Source organism: Sediminivirga luteola, from assembly GCF_014639315.1.
GTDB lineage: Bacteria > Actinomycetota > Actinomycetes > Actinomycetales > Brevibacteriaceae > Sediminivirga > Sediminivirga luteola.
Window position 1 is genome coordinate 1 of record NZ_BMFY01000010.1, and the last position, 17,338, is coordinate 17,338.

Consider the following 17,338-nt stretch of genomic DNA (forward strand, 5'->3'; position numbering starts at 1 on the left):
AGTCCCCACCTCCGGGGCACCATCACCGCCGCAGCACACGCGTTGTCCTACACGCCTTCCGCCGTCTCCCAGCAACTCTCCCTGCTGGAGAAGGAAGCCGGTGCGCCGCTGCTACAGAAGGTGGGCCGCGGAGTCCTGCTGACCTCGGCGGCCGAAGAGCTCGTCCGGCACGCCGATGAGATCCTCGCCATCCTGGAACGCGCCGAAGCCGGACTGGCGGCCAGTGACACCCAGGTGCGCGGGACTCTGCGCCTAGCGGCATTCGCGAGTATCAGCCTGACCACCATCCCGCGAGTCATCGCTGCCCTGAACCATCAGCATCCGGCGCTGGACATACGTTTCCGCCAGGTGGAGCCTGAGCAGGGTCTTTCGCTGCTGTCCTCGCGGCGCATCGATGCCCTCGTCGTCGACAGTTATCCGGGCACCTCCGAGGCCGTTCCGGATTCCCTCCACGCCGATCTGCTCACCCACGATCCGATCCGCGCCTACCTGCCGGGAGCGACTCCGAGCGCGAAGCTGGAGGAGTTGAAGCACGTGAAATGGATCCTCGAACCCAGCGGTTCCGAAGCCCATGCCTGGGTCCGGCGAGTGTGCCGTGAACGGGGTTTCGAGCCGGATGTCGCATATGAATCCGCCAATCTCTTGTTCCATCTGCGGATGGTTACGGAAGGTCTGGCAGCGGCATTCCTGCCCGACCTGCTGATCCAGCATGAGGGTGCGGATCTGAAGCCTTCAGCCCTGCCGGGGACACCACAGCACCGGACGATCTCCCTGGTGTGCCGCGCTGGTGCCGAGCAGCGTCCGGCCATCGAGGCCTGTCGCGACACTCTGGCAGCTCACCTGGACACCAACGGGTCCCTGAGCAAGATTAAGCACAGCTAACAGAAGCTGGTTATAAATCAGTACTTTTCTTGCGTGATCCGTGCTGCTTATGTTGGTGGCGAAACCCGCTGACATCAAAGGACACCATGGCTGATCGCACTCTTCCTCTCGCTGCACGGACCTCCGATCTGATCGGCTCGATCATCGATTCGTCCACCTCGCTTCTGGCGAGCCAGCAGCACGACATCGTGCGGTTCGCCATGGGCGCTCCCAGCGACGATCTGATGCCGGTGGAACTGATGGACCGGCTAGCCGCCCGGACCGTGCCGGACAAGTACAGCTACGGCGCCACGGAGGGCGAACCCGATCTGATCGACGAGATCCTCAAGCTTCAGGCCGCCCAAGGTCTCTCCGGGACGGCGGAACGGATCACTGTGACCACAGGTGCCATGCAGGGCCTGGACCTGGCCTGCAAGCTGTTTGTGGATCCGGGCGATACGGTGATCGTGGAAGGTCCCACCTACACCAATGGCAACGCCACGGCACTGTCCTACGGCGCCGTGCCACTGGAAGCACCCCTGGATGAGAATGGCCTGGTGGTGGAGGTCCTGCCGGAACTGGTGGCACAGTCCGGTCGCATACCCAAGGCCATCTACACGATCCCGAACTTCCAGAATCCCTCCGGCGTCACCCTTTCACGCCGGCGCCGCGAGCACCTGCTGGAACTCGCTGCGGAATGGGGAGCGGTCATCATCGACGACGACCCCTACGGCATGCTCCGTTTCGAGGGCGCATCCATCCCGTCCTTCAGCGAGATCGATCCGGGCAATCCCCGAATCTTCTCGGTCCGGACCTTCTCCAAGATCCTGGCGCCCGGACTGCGCATCGGATGGGTGGACGCGGATCCGAGCCTGCGGCCGCTGCTGGTCAACGCCAAACAGGCCATGGACACCTGCACCAGCGTGCCCACCCAGCGCGTTGTGACGGATTTCCTTGCCGGTGGCCATCTGCAGCCGCACGTGGATCGCGTCCTGGGCCTTTACCACGAGCGGAAGAACGCTATGCGCGCCGCCCTGGAACGGTACTTCGGGGACACTGCGCGCGCCACTGATCCCGATGGCGGGTTCTTCCTGTGGGTGACATTCGCCGAGTCGGACGTGGACACAGAAGCACTGTTCCAGACGGCTCTGGCCGAAGGCGTCGCCTACATCCCGGGTCCGGCGTTCTCCGCCACCGGCCGCTTCCAGGACTCCCTGCGGCTGTGCTTCGCCACCTCCACCCCGGAACGCATCGACGAGGGCGTGGCCCGGCTGAAGCGGGTGCTCGTGCAGCGCTGACGCCGCCCTAAGGAAAGACCGCAAGAACCTCATAGCCGGCGCTTCACAACTTAAACAGAAGAGAGGTAGCCGTTCATGGCTTTAGTGCCCGCACCGCCCTTTCCGCAGGCTGAGTTCCGGCGCCGCGTCAACGCGGTCAAGCAGAAAATGGCCGCACAGGATCTCAGCGCCCTGGTCACCTCCGACGATTCGCACATCGCCTATCTGACCGGCTATACAGCCAAGTCCGGCTATGTTCCGCAAGCCGTGGTCGTGCTCAGCGATGCCGACGACCCGGTCTTTATCCTGCGCCGGATGGATGCCCCCGCTGCTCTCTATCAGACCCACCTGGGGAAAGGTGGCGTCATCGGGTACGCCGAGAATCTGGTGGGCAATCCAGAGCAGGACGGTTTTGACGCTGTCATCGACTTCCTGGGAGACAGCAGAGTCTCCAGCTCTGGTGTCGGACTCGAAGTTCCAGCGCAGGCAGCTCAGAAGTTTCGGGCGCGGTTGCCCGCGGCGCGGTTTCACGACGTGACCGGCGTGATCGCCACGGTCCGGGCGGTGAAAAGCGATCTGGAGATCGAGATGATGCGCCAGGCCGGTGCCATCACGGATGCCGCCGTCACACGTGCGGCGGAAGTGCTCCGCCCGGGAGTTCCCGAAGCGGAGGCGGCCGCGGAGATCATCGCTCAGCTGGTCAGGGGCACGGATGGACTGGCGAGTACCGCCCTGGCGTCGTTCTTCCTGTGTGCGACACCGCGGACAGGCACCTCGCACATCCCATGGGCGGATGATGTCCTGCAGGCCGGCTCGCAGGTGAATATCGAGCTCTCCGGAATGCGGCACGGCTATGTGGCGCCACTGATGCGGACATTCGTCCTCGGCCGCGCACCGGACCGGCTTCGTCGTGTTCATGATGCCGAGGTGGCCGGCCTGGAGGCAGCCCTCGCGGCGGTAGCGCCCGGCCGGACATGCGGCGATGTGGCCGAGGCGTTCTACAGTGCGGCAGAAGCCCGGGGAGTGGTGAAAGAGTCACGCTGCGGCTATGCCGTGGGGCTCAACTGGGCTGAGAACACCGCGAGCCTGAAGCTCGGCGATCCCACGGTCCTGAAGCCCGATATGACGTTCCACCTCATGCTCGGCAACTGGATCGACGAGGACTTCGGCTACGTGATCAGTGAGACGTTCCGGGTCACCGAATCCGGCGCGGAGGTCCTCACCGGTTCACCACGGGAACTCTTCGAACTGATCTGAGATGCAGAAGAGGTGCTCCCCGTGCGAGAGGGGCACCTCTTCTGCACATCCGGACTCAGCGGCCCAGGCTGACTCAGGAACTCAGTGAACGCTGACCCAGCAGCGCAGATTCAACGGCTGACCGGCACCATCAGGGAGCGGTGCCACAGCAGCGGCTGGTGGCTGAAGTCCACGCGCACCCGCAGGACCCGCAGCACCACGATGTCGTGATCGCCTGCCGGATAGGTGTGCTCAATTCCGCAAGACAGCCAGACGGGTGCCTCATGAAGGAAGAGCGCCCCGTCTTCTCCCGCATGGGTCTGCACCCCGCGGAACCGTTCGGCCTTGTTCTTGGCGGCCAGCTGGCGGGTCTTGTCCGCATGGGCCTCCCCCAGGACGGATACGCCGATGACGGGTGCCTCGGCCAGCTGCGGCCAGGTGGTGGAGGTCTTCTGCACCGCGAACATCACCAGCGGCGGCTCCATCGAGACCCCCACGGTGAAGGAGGAGGCGATGAGCACGCTGGGGGCTCCCTCGGTCATCGCGGACAGTGCCGCGATCCCGCAGGGGAACCCGGAGAACGCCGTGCGCAGCACCCCAGAGTCCAAGCCCTCGACTGCTTCAAGCATCGTCGTCTCACCGGCCATCGTCGGATCCTTCTCCTTCCCGTACGCTGCCGGCAGCCCGGCACGCGGCTGCGACGGTTCCGCCCCAGCGTTCCACCCAGGCTTCCAGCGCGCCATCGGTCTCATACTGCGAGTCGATCAGATACAGCGCCGCCGCCGGACAGGTGGCGCCCAGCTCCGAGAGCACCGGGCGCAGGGTGAGCTCCGGCGCCAGGGAGTGCGCCTGGCTGCCGCCGAGCATGAGCGGGACCGCCACGACGTCCTGCAGGCCCGTACCGCCCGGGAACTGGTCCAGGAACAGCTTCAGCAGACCGGTGTAGGCCGCTTTGAACGTGGGCGAGGCGAAGATCGCGAGGTCCGCGCCCTGAACGGCGCTCACGGCCTGTGCTATCGCCGGATCGCCCCAGCCCAGCAGGCCCGGCCCCAGCTCGCTCAGCTCGATGGTGTGGTTCTGTGCACCCAGCTGCGCGGCAACGCGTTCCGCGGCGGCACGTGTGCGTGAGTCCTTCTTGGGGTTTCCCACGACGGTCACGGCGGTGAGCCCGGCGGGCGCGGTGACCGTGGCAGGAGTGGTCTCTGACGGTGTCATGGTCTAAAACTCCAGCAGGGTATCGCGGAGGCGCTCGTGCGTGTACTCGATACGGGCTAGCCCGCGCCGCTGCAGTTCCGGCACCAGACCGTCCACGATCTCCGCGATGGTCCGGCGGCTCATATCCGGCAGCGTGATGAGGAAGCCGTCTCCCCCCACTTCCTCCATCATGGCGCCCATCTTCTCCGCCACCTGCGCGGAGGTGCCGATCAGGCCCAGCTGCCAGCGGTTCTGGAACCGTTCTACGGCGGCCTCGCGAAGCGTCTTACCGCCGGCGGCGTGCTTCATGAACTGCTCCACGTTCTGCTGGTGCCCCTCGGTGTGCAGCTCCTCCACCGGGGCGTCCAAGTCCATGGCGGAGAAGTCGATGCCGGTGGACTGGGCGAACTTGGCCAGATCTTTCTCGATGTGGGTCTCGATGTACTCCATCTGCCGGCGATGCCGGAAGGCGGCGTCCTCATTGGTCTCCCCCAGGATGGGCGAGGCCAGGAAGAGGACCTTGACGTCATCGGGGTTGCGGCCGTTCTTTTCCGCGCGGGCGCGGATGTCATCGCGGAAAACCTTCATATCCGCTGCGGAGTTGAGGCTGGCCACCACGGTATCCGCGTGAGTGGCGGCGAACTCCCGGCCACGCGGGGACCCACCGGCCTGGGCGATGACCGGGCGCCCGTAGAGCGCAGGAAGGTTGAGCGGGCCGCGCGTCTGGTAGTGCTTACCTTCGAAGTTCACGTGGTGGACTTTCTCCGGGTCCACCAGCACACCGTTCTCACGATCGGCCACGATGGCGCCGGGCTCCCAGGAGTCCCACAGCCGCGTCACCGCCTCCACGTACTCATCGGCTTCGTCATAGCGCAGGTCATGCGGCCGGACCTCGTTGAGACCCCAGTTGGGGTGCGTGGGGCCACCGGTGACCACGTTCCAGCCGCCCCGGCCGCCGGAGAGAAGATCATGGGTGGCGATGATGCGCGCCACCGGGTAGGGATGGTAGGCGTAGGTGCCCAGGGTGGTCACGATGCCGATCCGGGAGGTGATCTCCAGGAGCGTGGCGGCCAAGGCTGCGGGCTCGTGACGCGGTACAGAAAGCCCGTTCTTGAGCGCGAAGTCCAGCGACTGACCGTACGCTTCGCTAATGCTGCCGCCGTCCTCAATGAGGATGTAGTCGAAACAGGCCCGTTCGAGTTCTTGCGCCAGGACCTTGAAGAGGCTCGCGTCTGCCCACTCTTTGTCGATGTTGCCGGTCCAGGGTTTTCCCCATGCTTGAATGCTCGACTCCTGAAGGAACCAGCCAAGGTGAAATTTTGGAGCGGTCATTGTCGTCGTTGCGTCCCTTCCCGGAAATTGTTCCTGGGAGCCACAGCGAGATTCCCGCGGTCATGATGCGTTCATAGAGGTCCCGATCGAAGCCGCGAAAAGCGCCCCTCGGTCACAGCAGTTTCCGCCAGAAAGCAATCGAGCGGTTCACATCACCGCAGGTGACTACACTGTGACCTATGCCACTATCAGCATACGCAAGATAACGTCGGGGTCTATTAAAGGGTTCAACCCGATATCGTGAGGCGCAGCTACACAATCCCGGCTCACAGGAAGATGAAGTTCCAGGTGCCGAGGGAAACGGCCAGGCCGGCCGCCAGTGCGCACAGGGGCACCGTGAGCGCGGGCATCACCGCGTCCCGAGGGCGCAGCAGTGAGGGGCGCGCCCAGCTGCGGTGCTTCCCGCCGAAGCCGCGCGCCTCCATCGCCGCCGCCAGCCGGGTGCCCCGCCGGATGGACTGCACCAGCAACGCCGCCGCCAGGGCGAAGAACCCGGCGACGATGCCGACCGGCCCCCGTGCCCGTTCGACGCCGCGGGCGCGTCTGGCCATGCTCAGCGCCCGCCAGTCCGCGATCACGAGCCCGACCAGCCGGAAGGCCGCGAGCGCGCTGAGCACGAAGCGCGGGGAGAGCCGCAACCGTTGCGCCAGCCCGTCCGCCAGATCCGTCGGGTCCGTCGTCGCGAACACCAGCACCCCGGCGAGGGCGAGGACCATGCCGCGCATCGCGATCGCTACACCGGTGAGGATCGAACCTGTGGAGAACCCCAGCGGCCCCCAGTCCACCAGCACGGTCCCTGAGGCGGGTGCCAGCAGCGCGGTGCCGTAGCCGCTGAGCACGCACGCCACCGGGATCGGCCACAGCCGCCGCAACAGCACCCGCATGTCCAGCCCGGAGAAGGGCAGCGCCAGCAGCAGCGCCACCAGCAGCACCCCCGCGGAGATCATGTCCACGCTCAGCAGCACCGTCAGCGTCACGGCGAAGGCGCAGCCGAGCTTCACCACCGGGTGGGTGCGCACCATCAGGGTGCGCCGCCGCACCGGGACGAGCAGATCCGTTCCCGGTGCCGGCACTCCCGCGCCGCTCGGCGCGGCCGTCGTGCCCTCCACCATGGTCGTGGCGCTCATCGCCGCCGCTCCTTTCCCTCGACCCCGAGACTGAGCGCCTCTGCGCCGAGGGCTCTGGCGAAGGCGTGGTCGTGGCTGACCGTCAGCACGGCACACCCTTCCTCCAGACGGGCCCGGATCAGCCCGATGAGGGCGTCCCAGGTGCGGGCGTCCTGCCCGAAGGTCGGCTCGTCGAGGACCAGCACCGGCGGCGATGTGGCCAGCATGCACGCCACCGAGAGCCGCCGCTTCTCACCCCCGGACAGCGTCAGGGGGTGGGCCTGGGCCAGCCTGGTGAGCCGCAGTTCCTCCAGCAGCCGGTCCACGGTCTCCGCCTCGTGCCCGGCACCGGTCCGGCGCAGCCCGAGGGCCAGTTCGTCCCTGACGGTCGTGGCGAGGAACTGGTGCTCGGGTTCCTGGAAGACGTAGCCGATGCGTGCCACCAGGTCCACGGCCGGCCACTGCGCGGGGTCCGAGGAGTCCCGCCGGCGTCTGGCCTTCCTGCCCCGGGGCGGCTGGACCGCGCGATGCCGCAGCAGTGCTGGATGGGCCCGCACCGTGCCGCCGCGCGGCGGCAGGAATCCAGCCAGGGTGAGGGCCGCGGTGGACTTCCCGGAACCATTGGCGCCGATGAGCGCCACGGCGTGGCCGGCACGCAGCCGCAGGGAGATGCCGGTGGCCGCGGGCGGGCCGTGCAGCGTCCGCGCCACCGCCAGGTCCTCGGCTTCCAGGAGTACCTCCGGAGCCGCGGTGCCCTCCTGGCATTTCCCAGCACCGGCAGGGGTGCCCGGCATCCCGTCAGCCTCCACCAGGACGGCGCTGCTCCGCCCCGGGTACCACACCCCCGCCGCGTCCAGGACCGGACGCAGCCCGGCGTCCTGGAGCACCCCCTCCGGCGAGCCGTCGGCGAGCACACCGTCCGGACCCAGCACGATGAGCCGGTCCATATGCTCCGCCCAGGCGCCGATGCGGTGCTCCACCAGCACGAGCGTCGCCCCCGTCTCCCGGCAGGAGTCCAGGACGGCGTCCCGCAGGCGGGGGACGCCGACGGGGTCGATATTGGCGGTCGGCTCGTCCAGGACCACGAGACCCGGCGCGTAGGCGAGGACCCCGGCCAGGGCGAGCCGCTGCTTCTGCCCGCCGGAGAGCGCCTCGGTGGGATGGTCCAGTTGCTGTCCCAGACCGACCAGGTCCTTCACCTGCCGGACTCGCGGCCAGATGCGCTCCACCGGCCAGCGCTGGTTCTCCAGGCCGAAGGCAATATCGTCGCCGAGCCGGGAGAGCACCGCCTGCGCATCGGGGTCCTGCAGGACCAGGCCGGCACGGCCGCTGCGCGGGTCCGGCGGCGCGCCGTCCACCAGGAGCTCACCGCCACGGTGCCCGGCCTCGTCGTCCAGAAGTCCCACGAGCGCGTGCAGCAGCGTGGACTTCCCCGAGCCGGAGGCACCGGCGATGAGGACCTTCTCGCCCGGTTCGATCACCAGGTCCAGCCCGCTGAGCGCCGGGTCCTTCCGTCCGGCATGCCGCCAGGAGAAGCCCCGGGCTTCGATCCGAGCCGGCCGCACCAGGACCTCCGGCGGTCTGGCGTCCGGGGACACCAGGTCCTGGCCCGTTGCTTCCGGAACACCGGTGCCGTCTGGGTTACGCACGGTCATCTGCGACTCCCTTCAGGCTGGCGGCAGCCAGGCGCACGAGGCCGTCAGACGCGCTTTCGCCAGGCTGGCCCGGTTGAGGCGGGCTCCAGTCGCCCGAGGCGGACGGCGCGAAGCCGTCGGGCGGGCGCCGGCGGCCATTAGACCTCCCTGGCGGAACGGCCGGCCGCGAACGCGGACAGCGCCCCGGATGCGGCCAGCGCCCTGACCAGCAGCCACGCGCCGAGACCGGCGAGCAGTGCGCCGGAGACGGAAGCGGTCACGGTGTAGACCGCCTGCCAGGTGAACGCCCATTCGACGTTGTACATGATGTTCTCGCTCACGCCCAGGAACAGGCCGGCGCCCAGACCGGCCAGGATCGCCACGCCGATGCCGAAGCGACGGTAGAAGAACAGCAGGAACACCAGCTCGGCGCCCAGTCCCTGGATGAACCCGGAGATGAGCACCTGGGGGCCCCACTGAGTACCGATGAGCGCGGAGACGGTGGCGGCCAGCAGCTCACAGTAGAGCGCGGCACCGGGCTTGCGGATGATGAGCGCGCCGAGCGGTCCGGCCAGGCACCACACGCCGGTAAGCAGCCCGGCGGCGGGCGGGAAGGCGGCGAACGGAACGGACATCGCCGACCAGGAGCTAGACCAGATCCAGAACAGGACACCGGTCGCGACGGCGACGACGCTCGCGACGACGATGTCGACCACTCGCCAGCGGAAACGGCCGGGCTGCGGTGCGGTGGGCTCAGGCTGTGACTGCGCGCGGGCAGCATGGGATGACATACGTCCTCCTGTACATCGATAGCAGGAGGGGTGACGAGAATCTCGACTCCCTACGCCGGTGCTAGCCGGATCAGGTTCGAGGGTCAGCGCCTTATGGGGCGCAATCTCAGCGCCCCCTTGTGGGCGCTCCCCTGTCGGTCGCCTTCCACTATAGAACACGGCGCACACCGGCGTGGCCGGATAGGCGCAGACCCCGGTGCTGGCTCCGGTTCGTGCTGGCGACCCCAGTTGCAGCCGGGCCCGTCAGCACGAACCGGGGTCGCTCGCCGTTGCGGGCAGCCGGCGCGACGGCAGCGGCCACGTCCCGCGTAGACTCGGAGCGAACCAGTCATCCCGATCACGTTCCTGGGAGGGACCATGTCACAGATCGCCTGGAGAGTCGTCGGTACCGGTGGAGCCGCTCTGGCGGGGATCGCCGCGCGGAAGGTCCTCACGAAGGCCTGGGAGAAGACGACTCACCGGCCGGCGCCGGTCAACCCGCAGCAGTCCGGCGTAGGGCTGCCGGAGGCGCTGGCATGGACGATCGTCTCCGGTGTGGGCATCGCCGTGGTACAGCTGCTCGTCGAGCGCGCCGCCGCGAATTTCGTCCGGGAACGCTTCGGTGAGCAGGGGCTGCCCAAGCAGTACCGGACCCTCGAAGGACCCTGACGCCTCTTTCGAGTCCGGTGTCCCGGTTCGGGGCCCGGCCTTCCGGCGCCGCTGGCATCTCCGCGTTTCTGCGTTGACGAGGTGAACGCCGGCGCGCCGGCGTGGGACTGCCGGTCAGATCGGCGGGGCCGGGCGGTGAGACGCCTGCTCAGCGGCGTCGATCAGGCTGCGCATGCGGCTATTGAGCTCTTCGAGCCCGGCACGATCGAGGCCCAGCCGCTCGAGCATGATGCCGGGAATCGCCACCGCCCGCTCCCGCATCCGCGCGCCCTCGTCCGTCAGGTCGACCAGGATGCTGCGGCGGTCGCCGTCGCTGCGCGTGCGGGTGACGAGCCCTCGCTCCTGCAGCCTGTTCAGCAGCACCGAGAGCGTCGCCGGCTCGTGAGCCAATTCGCGGCTGAGCTCTTTGAGCGAGCGGGGACTGCGCTGCCAGAGGGCGAGCATCGCCAGGTATTGCGGGTGGGTCAGGCCGAGCTGCTCCAGCACTGGCCGGTAGGCTCCCACGACGCTGCGGGCCGCCACTGTCAGGGCGAAGCACAGCTGATGCTCCAGGGCCAGAGCGTCCTCGGCCCGCGAGACCTCATCCCGCGGCTCATTCCGCTGCGCACCCACCCGCATGTCTCCCCGTCTCGATCGTGCCTTGCCCTGGCCCGCCCTGATCCACGCTGACCTGGCGCCCCTCTGTCCTGCTCCACCTGTCCTGTTCCACCTGCCCCCGCTCCAGCCTGTCCTGGCGCACCGTCCTCGTGGTCGGGGCTCCGCCCCTTGCTCAGGCCACAGGGCCGGCCGGCGGGAACACAGCACGAGCAGCACACCATGGTGACGCTATGCCGTGAGGCCGGAATATTAATTAGTATACTAATCATTACCGCAGGGCCTCGCGCGCAACACTGCGGGCCCCATCGCGATCGGAGGAGACAGACATGGCGGACAAGCCGCGGCAGAACAGATTCCTGCGGGCGATGAATCGCACCCGGATGTTCTTCGGTCCCGCTCAGATCAGCCGCGGCGCAGGGCGCTCCGAGCGCTCCGAGGAGCAGCGGCGCGAGGACCTTCATCGCCTCAAGCTGCGGCGCATCGTGAACCCGGACGGCACGAGCTACCTGGTCGCAGACACGAGCCCAGATCCAGCAGGCGGCAGTGACCCCGACCCCGGCCCTGCGGACCACAGCGACAGGCCCGGCGGCAACCAGCAACCCTGACCCGCCAGCAGGATCGCTCGCATGGCCCCATCGGCCAACCGCCCGCGACCCCGTGTCACGCGGGGAACATCACACAAGAATCCCTGCCGGAAAGAGCGCCGCTTCACGCCGCCGGCAGGCCTCTCACCAGCATCGAAATTCCAGCCCGGCATCCGCCACCTGCTCGTCACCTCGACGGTGACGCAAGGCGTCGAAGTGTAACAATGGGATAACGTTGCGCAATACACAACGGCCCAGTTCAGCCGGAGCAGTTTCGCACCATCCCGGCGTGGTTGAGCCGCATCGGCGCATGAACCGCAACATTCAGCCCAGGGCTCTTCGATAGAGTCATGAGCCGGCAGGGGCTGTGAGCTGCGTTGACACCGGCTGGACGCTCATTGCGAACCCGACGCCCACGTCCCTCACGACAACGGCGCCCCCTGCCCGGGGCCCATAGCGGCCCACCGGCGGCGCCCGTCACCACCTGACGCGCCTCCCGCGAGGAAGCACCGCGCCCCGCCGGCCCACGCGCCGAACGCCGCATGAGACGACACGAGACGTATAGAGAACAGAACTGAAGGAGAGGCGGACCGCGAGTGTCACATATCGAGGCCTCACACGTCTACAAGGTCTTCGGGAAACGGGAGCAGGAAGTCGTCAAGCGGCTGGAAGCGGGTGCGGACCGCAAGGACCTCACCCAGCTCGGCACCGCCGCGGTGATCGATGCCAGCTTCTCCGTGGAGCCGGGCGAGATCTTCGTGGTGATGGGCCTGTCCGGCTCCGGCAAATCCACCCTCATCCGCACCATCAACGGCCTGTGGAAGCCCACCACCGGATCCATCAAGATCATGGGCAGCGACATCGCCAAGATGGACGCCCGCACCCTGCGCGCCACGCGACGGGACAAGATCTCCATGGTCTTCCAGCACTTCGCGCTCCTGCCGCACCGCACCGTGCGGGAGAACGCCGCCTACGGCCTGGAGATGCAGAAGGTGCCCAAGGCCGAGCGGATGGAACGCGCCGACACCTGGCTGGACACCGTGGGCCTGGGCGGCTGGGGCGACAAATACCCGCATCAGCTCTCCGGCGGCATGCGCCAGCGCGTGGGCCTGGCCCGCGCCCTGGCGGCGGAGACCGACATCCTGCTGATGGACGAGGCCTTCTCCGCCCTGGACCCGCTGATCCGCCGCGAGATGCAGGAGCAGCTCATCGAGCTGCAGGAGACCCTGAGCAAAACCATCGTGTTCATCACCCATGACCTGAACGAGGCTATGTTCCTCGGAGACAGGATCGCGGTGATGCGCGACGGCCGGATCGTGCAGATCGGCACGTCCGAGGAGATCCTCACCGAACCGGCGAACGACTACGTCGCCCAGTTCGTGCAGGACGTGGACCGCACCCGCGTGCTCACCGCCGGATCCGTCATGGAACGGCCGAACGCCGTGGTCCAGTCCAACGTCGGCCCGCGGGTGGCCCTGCACACCATGCAGGAGCAGAAGGTCGCCGCGCTGCTGGTCACCGACCGGCACCGCAAGCTGCTCGGGCTCGTCCGCGACCGCCAGGTGGTGCGCGCCGCCCGGGAGGGGCAGAAGTCCATCACCCCGCTGATCGAGACCAAGGACGTGCTGCGCGTGAACGAGAACGACCCGCTGTCGTCGCTCTTCGCGCCCGCATCCTCGTCGATCGTGCCGCTCGCGGTCACCGATGACAAAGAACGCCTCATCGGGGTCATCCCCCGGGTCGCCCTGCTGCAGACCATGGCCAGCATCGGCCCGGACACCGGGGAGATCCCCGTCATCGACGACTCCGGCGAACTGCACGCCGGCGAGAAGGTCAACGGCGATCACGGTGCCGGGCAGGCCCAGGCCTCGCCACAGGACCTCGCTGCCGAGGCCGTCCCGCAGGAGGACCTGGGCGCCGATGAGTCACTCACCGGCCCTGCCCCCGGCCTGGAGGACGATGCCGCGAGCGATGCCACCGCCACTGAGCGGAAGGAGGACGGGCTGTGAACTTCGATCCCCTGAACCCGCGGTTCCCGCTCGGTGACTTCGTCCATGAGGTCATCCGGTGGCTGCAGAGCGCCCTGAGCGGCCTCATCGGCGGTGTCCGCTGGCTGCTGGACCTGCTCTACGGCTCCCTGGAATACACGTTGGCGACGCCGATCTTCCTGATCATGATCGCCATCTTCGCGGCCGTCGCCTGGCTGGCCAGCGGCTGGAAGCTCGCTGTGGTGACCGCCATCGGCTTCTACCTGATCCGGGCCCTGGACCTGTGGCTGCCGGCGATGCAGACGATGGCCCTCGTGCTGGTGGCCTGCGTGATGGCGATCCTGCTGGCGATCCCGGTCGGCATCCTGGCGGCGAAGGTCAGAGCAGTCTCGCTGGTGGTCAAGCCGGTCCTGGACTTCATGCAGTCGATGCCGGCGCTGGCATACCTGGTACCCGTGATCTCGGTGTTCAGCATCGGCCAGGTCCCGGGCATCATCGCCACCATCATCTTCGCCATGCCGCCCGGCGTGCGGCTGACCGAGCTGGCCATCCGCCAGGTGGACCACGAGGTGGTGGAGGCCGGTCAGGCCTTCGGCGCCACCGCCTGGTCGATCCTGCGCAAGATCCAGCTGCCCCTGGCGATGCCGACCATCATGGCCGGCATCAACCAGGTGATCATGCTCGCCCTGTCCATGGTCGTCCTGGCCGGGATGGTCGGCGCTCAGGGCCTGGGCGGCGAGATCGTGGGCGCGCTGTCCCGCGTGAACGTGCCGCTCGGTGTGGAGGCCGGCCTGGCCGTGGTGATCGTGGCGGTCTACCTGGACCGGGTCACCGCCGCGCTGGGGCATCGCTCGCCGCTGGCACGCGCCCTGAAGGCGAGCACCTGAACCGGCATACGACACACGGGGCACGGCGCACAGCACCCAGCAACGTGCTCGCAGCGTGACGACGAAGAAGGAAATCGAGGAGGAGTAACCATGAAACTGGCCAATCTGTCCAAGGCCGGCGGCTTCGCCGCCGCCACAGCCCTGCTTCTGACGGCCTGCGGCGCAAGCAACACCGGTGGCGGCGAGGCCGGCAGCGGTGAGGAGGCCGGCGCACCGGAAGGCGGCGACAGCAGCGCCTGGGGCGACTGCACGCCGGGTGCCACATCCGCCGATGCGACCGAACTCGACCCCGCCGGCGGCGACCTCACCATCGGCGCCTTCACCGGCTGGGACGAGTCCTACGCCACCGCGCACCTGCTCAAGGCCGTCCTGGAAGAGGACGGCTACTCGGTCACGATCGACAGCTACGAGGCCGGCCCCGGGTACACCGGCCTGGCCGAGGGCGACATCGACCTGCTCACCGACACCTGGCTGCCGCTGACCCACGCGGACTACATCGAGCAGTTCGGCGACGACATCGAGGCGCAGGGCTGCTGGTACGACAATGCCGTGCTCACCTTCGCGGTGAACGAGGACTCGCCGGCTCAGAGCATCGCCGATCTGCCGGATCTGGCCGATGAGTACGGCAACCGGATCGTCGGCATCGAGCCCGGCGCTGGCCTCACCCAGATCACCCAGGAAGAGGTCATCCCGACCTACGGCCTGGAGGACTACGAGTTCATCACCTCCTCCACCCCGGCGATGCTCGCCGAGCTGGATTCCGCCGTGGAGAGCGGCGAGAACATCCTGGTGACGCTGTGGCGCCCGCACTGGGCCTACGACGCCTGGCCCGTCCGCGACCTGGAGGACCCCGAGGGCGCCCTGGGCGAGACCGAGGTCATCTGGAACTTCTCCCGCGGCGGTTTCACCGAGGACGACCCCTACGCGGCACAGCTGCTGAACAACCTGGTGCTGGACGATGACCAGCTTGCCAGCCTGCAGAACCTCATGATGAGCGATGAGCACTACGGCGGCGAGGACCATGACGCCGCGGTGGCCGAATGGCTCGAGGACAACCCGGAGTACGCGGATCAGCTCCGCGCCGGCGAACTGGGCTGAACCAGCCTGGAAGCACCACAGTCTGTGCGCACCGCCTGATACCGCGCACAGCCGCACGCTCCGCGTGACATGAGACGCCGGGCAGTGCTCGTCCCCGCGACGAGCCGCCCGGCGTTCTCATGCCGCCGGCCACGGGCGCGAGTACCCGGATGCCTCATGCTCCGGCACGCCCTGCTATGCCCTGTCACGCCCTGCGGGACGCGGAGGCAGGCGGCTGGACGATGCCGGCCCGGCCGGCGGGGGCGTCCGGAAGGAAGAACGACACCAAGGAGGAGCAACCATGAAACTGGCCAATCTGTCCAAGGCAAGCGGCTTCCTCGCCGCCGGAGCTCTGCTCCTGGCCGGCTGCGGGGCGACGAACACGGGAGAGGGCGAGGCCCCCGCCGATGACAATGGCGCGGCGGAAGGCGGCGGTTCCGCGTGGGATGTGTGCGATCCCAGCGAGGACTCGGTCGATCTGAGCCAGCTGGAACCCGAGGGCGGCGAGATTTCCATTGCCGTCATCAACGGGTGGGACGACACGGTCACCGTGGGGTATCTCGCCAAGGCCCTCCTGGAAGAGGCCGGCTACACCCCGGTGATGGAGGCACACGATGCCGGCCCTGCGTTCCTGGGCACGTCGCAGGGCGACATCGACGTCCTGACCTCGACCATGATGCCGGTGGCCCACGCGGAGTACATCGACCAGTACGGCGACGACCTGGAGGCTCAGGGCTGCTACTACGAGCACGCCGTCAACACCCTCGCCGTCAATGAGGACTCACCGGCCCAGAGCATCGCCGATCTGCCCGAGTTCGCCGCCGAGTACGGCAACCGGGTCGTCGGCATCGAGCCCGGCGCCGGCCTGACTCAGCGGGTCGAGAACGAGGTCATCCCGGGCTACGGCCTGGAGGACTACGAGTTCATCACCTCCTCCACCCCGGCGATGCTGGCTGAGCTGGATTCGGCCGTGGAGAGTGGGGAGAACATCGTCGTGACCCTGTGGCATCCGCACTGGGCCTACGACGCCTGGCCCGTCCGGGACCTGGAGGACCCGGATGCCGCGCTCGGCGAGGGCGAGTCACTGTGGCTGACCTCGCGCACCGGTTTCACCGAGGACGACCCCTACGCGGCACAGCTGCTGAAGAACATCCTGCTGGACGAGGAGCAGTTCTCCAGCCTGCAGAGCCTCATGATGAGCGAGGACCACTACGGCGGCGAGGATCCGGATGCCGCCGTGGCCGAATGGCTGGAGGAGAACCCGGACTACGCGGACCAGCTCCGCGCCGGCACTCTGGCCTGAGCCGCACGGGCGCGCCCGCCTGCGCGGGCCCGCGGCGTCCCGCGCAGACGGGCGCTCGCCCGCTGGATCGCGCGGGCAGGCGCTTTCCACGCGGAGCACCGGCTGCCGAGACGAACGCCGGGCAGCTCGAGAGGAGCTGCCCGGCGTTCTGCTGTCCTGCCCCTGCCATCCGGCCCGGATGCCCGCCCAGCGGCCGGTCATTCCTCGATGCTGACCACCACGCGGCGGTTGAGTTCCTTGCCCTCTTCGGTGTCGTTGTCGGCGACCGGTTCGGTCTCGCCGCGTCCTTCTGAGTCGACGTAGACGTTCGGTCCCAGGCCTTCACGCAGGGCTTCGGCGATGGTCTCGGCGCGCCGTTCGGACAGGTCCTGGTTGTACTCCGCCGTGTGGTCGGTGTCGGTGTGCCCCACCACCCGCAGGCGGCGCGGGTCGAAGCCCCGCAGGCGCCGGATGAGCTCTTCCAGCTCCTCGCTGGCCTCATCGGAGAGCGTGTCCTGATCGGAGTCGAAGAGCACCTCCGCGGAGAGCACGAACGTGTCCCCCTCCACCGTCAGTCCGCCGGACTCCGTGGCTTCGCCGAACTCCAGGTCCTCGACCGGCAGGGCCAGATCCTCTCCGCCGGGGACGAGGTCCTCCACCGGCGCACCCAGGTCTTCCACCGGGTAGACGACGCCGTCCAGCTCGATGGTGGCGTCTTCCTCCTCGCCGCCACCGGTCGCGGTGCGCACCAGGAGAGTCACCGCGATGCCACCCAGCAGTACGACCAGGAGCACGGCGGTGCCCAGGATCTGCCATCGGGTCTCGGTGAGAAAGCGCATCACGG

At 68.0% G+C, this 17,338-nt stretch carries 17 protein-coding genes and 1 riboswitch; of the genes, 9 read left to right on the forward strand and 8 right to left on the reverse strand.

Translation table 11 applies throughout. The features are described 5' to 3' along the window. The 3 genes from IEW13_RS11375 to IEW13_RS11385 form a co-directional block, all read left to right on the forward strand. Positions 1-882: LysR family transcriptional regulator (locus tag IEW13_RS11375; RefSeq protein ID WP_188551047.1), on the forward strand; the 882-nt coding region annotated here is incomplete at its 5' end. 86 nt (positions 883-968) lie between these two features. Beyond that, positions 969-2,159, forward strand: coding sequence for an aminotransferase-like domain-containing protein (locus IEW13_RS11380; RefSeq protein WP_188551048.1), 1,191 nt, complete (start codon positions 969-971; stop codon positions 2,157-2,159). Positions 2,160-2,234: 75 nt separating this feature from the next. After that, a complete protein-coding gene (locus IEW13_RS11385; RefSeq protein WP_188551049.1) occupies positions 2,235-3,395 on the forward strand; it encodes a M24 family metallopeptidase in 1,161 nt (386 codons plus the stop codon). Positions 3,396-3,505: 110 nt separating this feature from the next. Here IEW13_RS11385 and IEW13_RS11390 read toward each other — a convergent pair whose 3' ends face one another. The 6 genes from IEW13_RS11390 to IEW13_RS11415 all read right to left on the reverse strand — a co-directional run bounded on the left by IEW13_RS11390 (position 3,506) and on the right by IEW13_RS11415 (position 9,431). Next, positions 3,506-4,021, reverse strand: coding sequence for a flavin reductase family protein (locus IEW13_RS11390; protein WP_229745107.1), 516 nt, complete (start codon positions 4,019-4,021; stop codon positions 3,506-3,508). Then, positions 4,011-4,589 (reverse strand): NADPH-dependent FMN reductase, encoded by a 579-nt coding sequence (locus IEW13_RS11395; RefSeq protein WP_188551050.1) that lies wholly within the window; start codon positions 4,587-4,589, stop codon positions 4,011-4,013. The genes IEW13_RS11390 and IEW13_RS11395 overlap by 11 nt, the downstream gene beginning before the upstream one ends. Positions 4,590-4,592: 3 nt before the next feature. Next, the gene (locus IEW13_RS11400) at positions 4,593-5,900 is read right to left on the reverse strand and encodes an NtaA/DmoA family FMN-dependent monooxygenase (protein WP_188551051.1); all 1,308 of its coding nucleotides are present in this window, start codon (positions 5,898-5,900) and stop codon (positions 4,593-4,595) included. Positions 5,901-6,166: 266 nt separating this feature from the next. After that, positions 6,167-7,027 (reverse strand): energy-coupling factor transporter transmembrane component T family protein, encoded by an 861-nt coding sequence (locus IEW13_RS11405; protein ID WP_229745108.1) that lies wholly within the window; start codon positions 7,025-7,027, stop codon positions 6,167-6,169. Further along, positions 7,024-8,661, reverse strand: coding sequence for an ABC transporter ATP-binding protein (locus tag IEW13_RS11410; RefSeq protein ID WP_188551052.1), 1,638 nt, complete (start codon positions 8,659-8,661; stop codon positions 7,024-7,026). Before IEW13_RS11410 ends, IEW13_RS11405 begins: the two co-directional genes overlap by 4 nt. Before the next feature lie 137 nt (positions 8,662-8,798). Further along, positions 8,799-9,431, reverse strand: a complete 633-nt coding sequence (locus IEW13_RS11415; RefSeq protein WP_188551053.1) for an ECF transporter S component — start codon at positions 9,429-9,431, stop codon at positions 8,799-8,801. Between the two features lie 30 nt (positions 9,432-9,461). Continuing rightward, positions 9,462-9,574, reverse strand: a riboswitch (TPP riboswitch). Between the two features lie 214 nt (positions 9,575-9,788). Between IEW13_RS11415 and IEW13_RS11420 the strand changes: the two genes are divergently transcribed. Further along, positions 9,789-10,079: a DUF4235 domain-containing protein gene (locus tag IEW13_RS11420; RefSeq protein WP_188551054.1), complete on the forward strand. Its 291-nt coding sequence runs from the start codon at positions 9,789-9,791 to the stop codon at positions 10,077-10,079. 114 nt (positions 10,080-10,193) lie between these two features. Here IEW13_RS11420 and IEW13_RS11425 read toward each other — a convergent pair whose 3' ends face one another. Next, on the reverse strand, positions 10,194-10,691 hold the full coding sequence (locus IEW13_RS11425; RefSeq protein ID WP_229745109.1) for a MarR family winged helix-turn-helix transcriptional regulator: 498 nt from the start codon (positions 10,689-10,691) through the stop codon (positions 10,194-10,196). A 311-nt stretch (positions 10,692-11,002) separates the two neighbouring features. On the opposite strand from IEW13_RS11425, the gene IEW13_RS11430 reads away from it, so the two are divergent. The 5 genes from IEW13_RS11430 (at position 11,003) to IEW13_RS11450 (ending at position 16,515) form a co-directional block, all read left to right on the forward strand. Next, positions 11,003-11,281, forward strand: a complete 279-nt coding sequence (locus IEW13_RS11430; RefSeq protein WP_188551056.1) for a hypothetical protein — start codon at positions 11,003-11,005, stop codon at positions 11,279-11,281. A gap of 575 nt (positions 11,282-11,856) precedes the next feature. Further along, positions 11,857-13,269: a quaternary amine ABC transporter ATP-binding protein gene (locus tag IEW13_RS11435; protein ID WP_188551057.1), complete on the forward strand. Its 1,413-nt coding sequence runs from the start codon at positions 11,857-11,859 to the stop codon at positions 13,267-13,269. Beyond that, positions 13,266-14,135: an ABC transporter permease gene (locus IEW13_RS11440; protein WP_188551058.1), complete on the forward strand. Its 870-nt coding sequence runs from the start codon at positions 13,266-13,268 to the stop codon at positions 14,133-14,135. Before IEW13_RS11435 ends, IEW13_RS11440 begins: the two co-directional genes overlap by 4 nt. Positions 14,136-14,225: 90 nt before the next feature. Then, positions 14,226-15,233 (forward strand): glycine betaine ABC transporter substrate-binding protein, encoded by a 1,008-nt coding sequence (locus IEW13_RS11445; RefSeq protein WP_188551059.1) that lies wholly within the window; start codon positions 14,226-14,228, stop codon positions 15,231-15,233. Positions 15,234-15,513: 280 nt separating this feature from the next. Further along, positions 15,514-16,515 (forward strand): glycine betaine ABC transporter substrate-binding protein, encoded by a 1,002-nt coding sequence (locus tag IEW13_RS11450; RefSeq protein WP_188551060.1) that lies wholly within the window; start codon positions 15,514-15,516, stop codon positions 16,513-16,515. Between the two features lie 197 nt (positions 16,516-16,712). Here the strand turns inward: IEW13_RS11450 and IEW13_RS11455 are convergent, their stop codons facing one another. Then, on the reverse strand, positions 16,713-17,333 hold the full coding sequence (locus IEW13_RS11455) for an OmpA family protein (RefSeq protein WP_188551061.1): 621 nt from the start codon (positions 17,331-17,333) through the stop codon (positions 16,713-16,715). Positions 17,334-17,338: the final 5 nt, after the last annotated feature.

What these genes read in the sequence shown, in the direction of transcription:
- IEW13_RS11380 (WP_188551048.1), top strand. Translation starts at nt 969, where the DNA reads ATGGCTGATCGCACTCTTCCTCTCGCTGCACGGACCTCCGATCTGATC.
- IEW13_RS11385 (WP_188551049.1), top strand. Translation starts at nt 2,235, where the DNA reads ATGGCTTTAGTGCCCGCACCGCCCTTTCCGCAGGCTGAGTTCCGGCGC.
- IEW13_RS11390 (WP_229745107.1), bottom strand. Translation starts at nt 4,021, where the DNA reads ATGGCCGGTGAGACGACGATGCTTGAAGCAGTCGAGGGCTTGGACTCT.
- IEW13_RS11395 (WP_188551050.1), bottom strand. Translation starts at nt 4,589, where the DNA reads ATGACACCGTCAGAGACCACTCCTGCCACGGTCACCGCGCCCGCCGGG.
- IEW13_RS11400 (WP_188551051.1), bottom strand. Translation starts at nt 5,900, where the DNA reads ATGACCGCTCCAAAATTTCACCTTGGCTGGTTCCTTCAGGAGTCGAGC.
- IEW13_RS11405 (WP_229745108.1), bottom strand. Translation starts at nt 7,027, where the DNA reads ATGAGCGCCACGACCATGGTGGAGGGCACGACGGCCGCGCCGAGCGGC.
- IEW13_RS11410 (WP_188551052.1), bottom strand. Translation starts at nt 8,661, where the DNA reads ATGACCGTGCGTAACCCAGACGGCACCGGTGTTCCGGAAGCAACGGGC.
- IEW13_RS11415 (WP_188551053.1), bottom strand. Translation starts at nt 9,431, where the DNA reads ATGTCATCCCATGCTGCCCGCGCGCAGTCACAGCCTGAGCCCACCGCA.
- IEW13_RS11420 (WP_188551054.1), top strand. Translation starts at nt 9,789, where the DNA reads ATGTCACAGATCGCCTGGAGAGTCGTCGGTACCGGTGGAGCCGCTCTG.
- IEW13_RS11430 (WP_188551056.1), top strand. Translation starts at nt 11,003, where the DNA reads ATGGCGGACAAGCCGCGGCAGAACAGATTCCTGCGGGCGATGAATCGC.
- IEW13_RS11445 (WP_188551059.1), top strand. Translation starts at nt 14,226, where the DNA reads ATGAAACTGGCCAATCTGTCCAAGGCCGGCGGCTTCGCCGCCGCCACA.
- IEW13_RS11450 (WP_188551060.1), top strand. Translation starts at nt 15,514, where the DNA reads ATGAAACTGGCCAATCTGTCCAAGGCAAGCGGCTTCCTCGCCGCCGGA.
- IEW13_RS11455 (WP_188551061.1), bottom strand. Translation starts at nt 17,333, where the DNA reads ATGCGCTTTCTCACCGAGACCCGATGGCAGATCCTGGGCACCGCCGTG.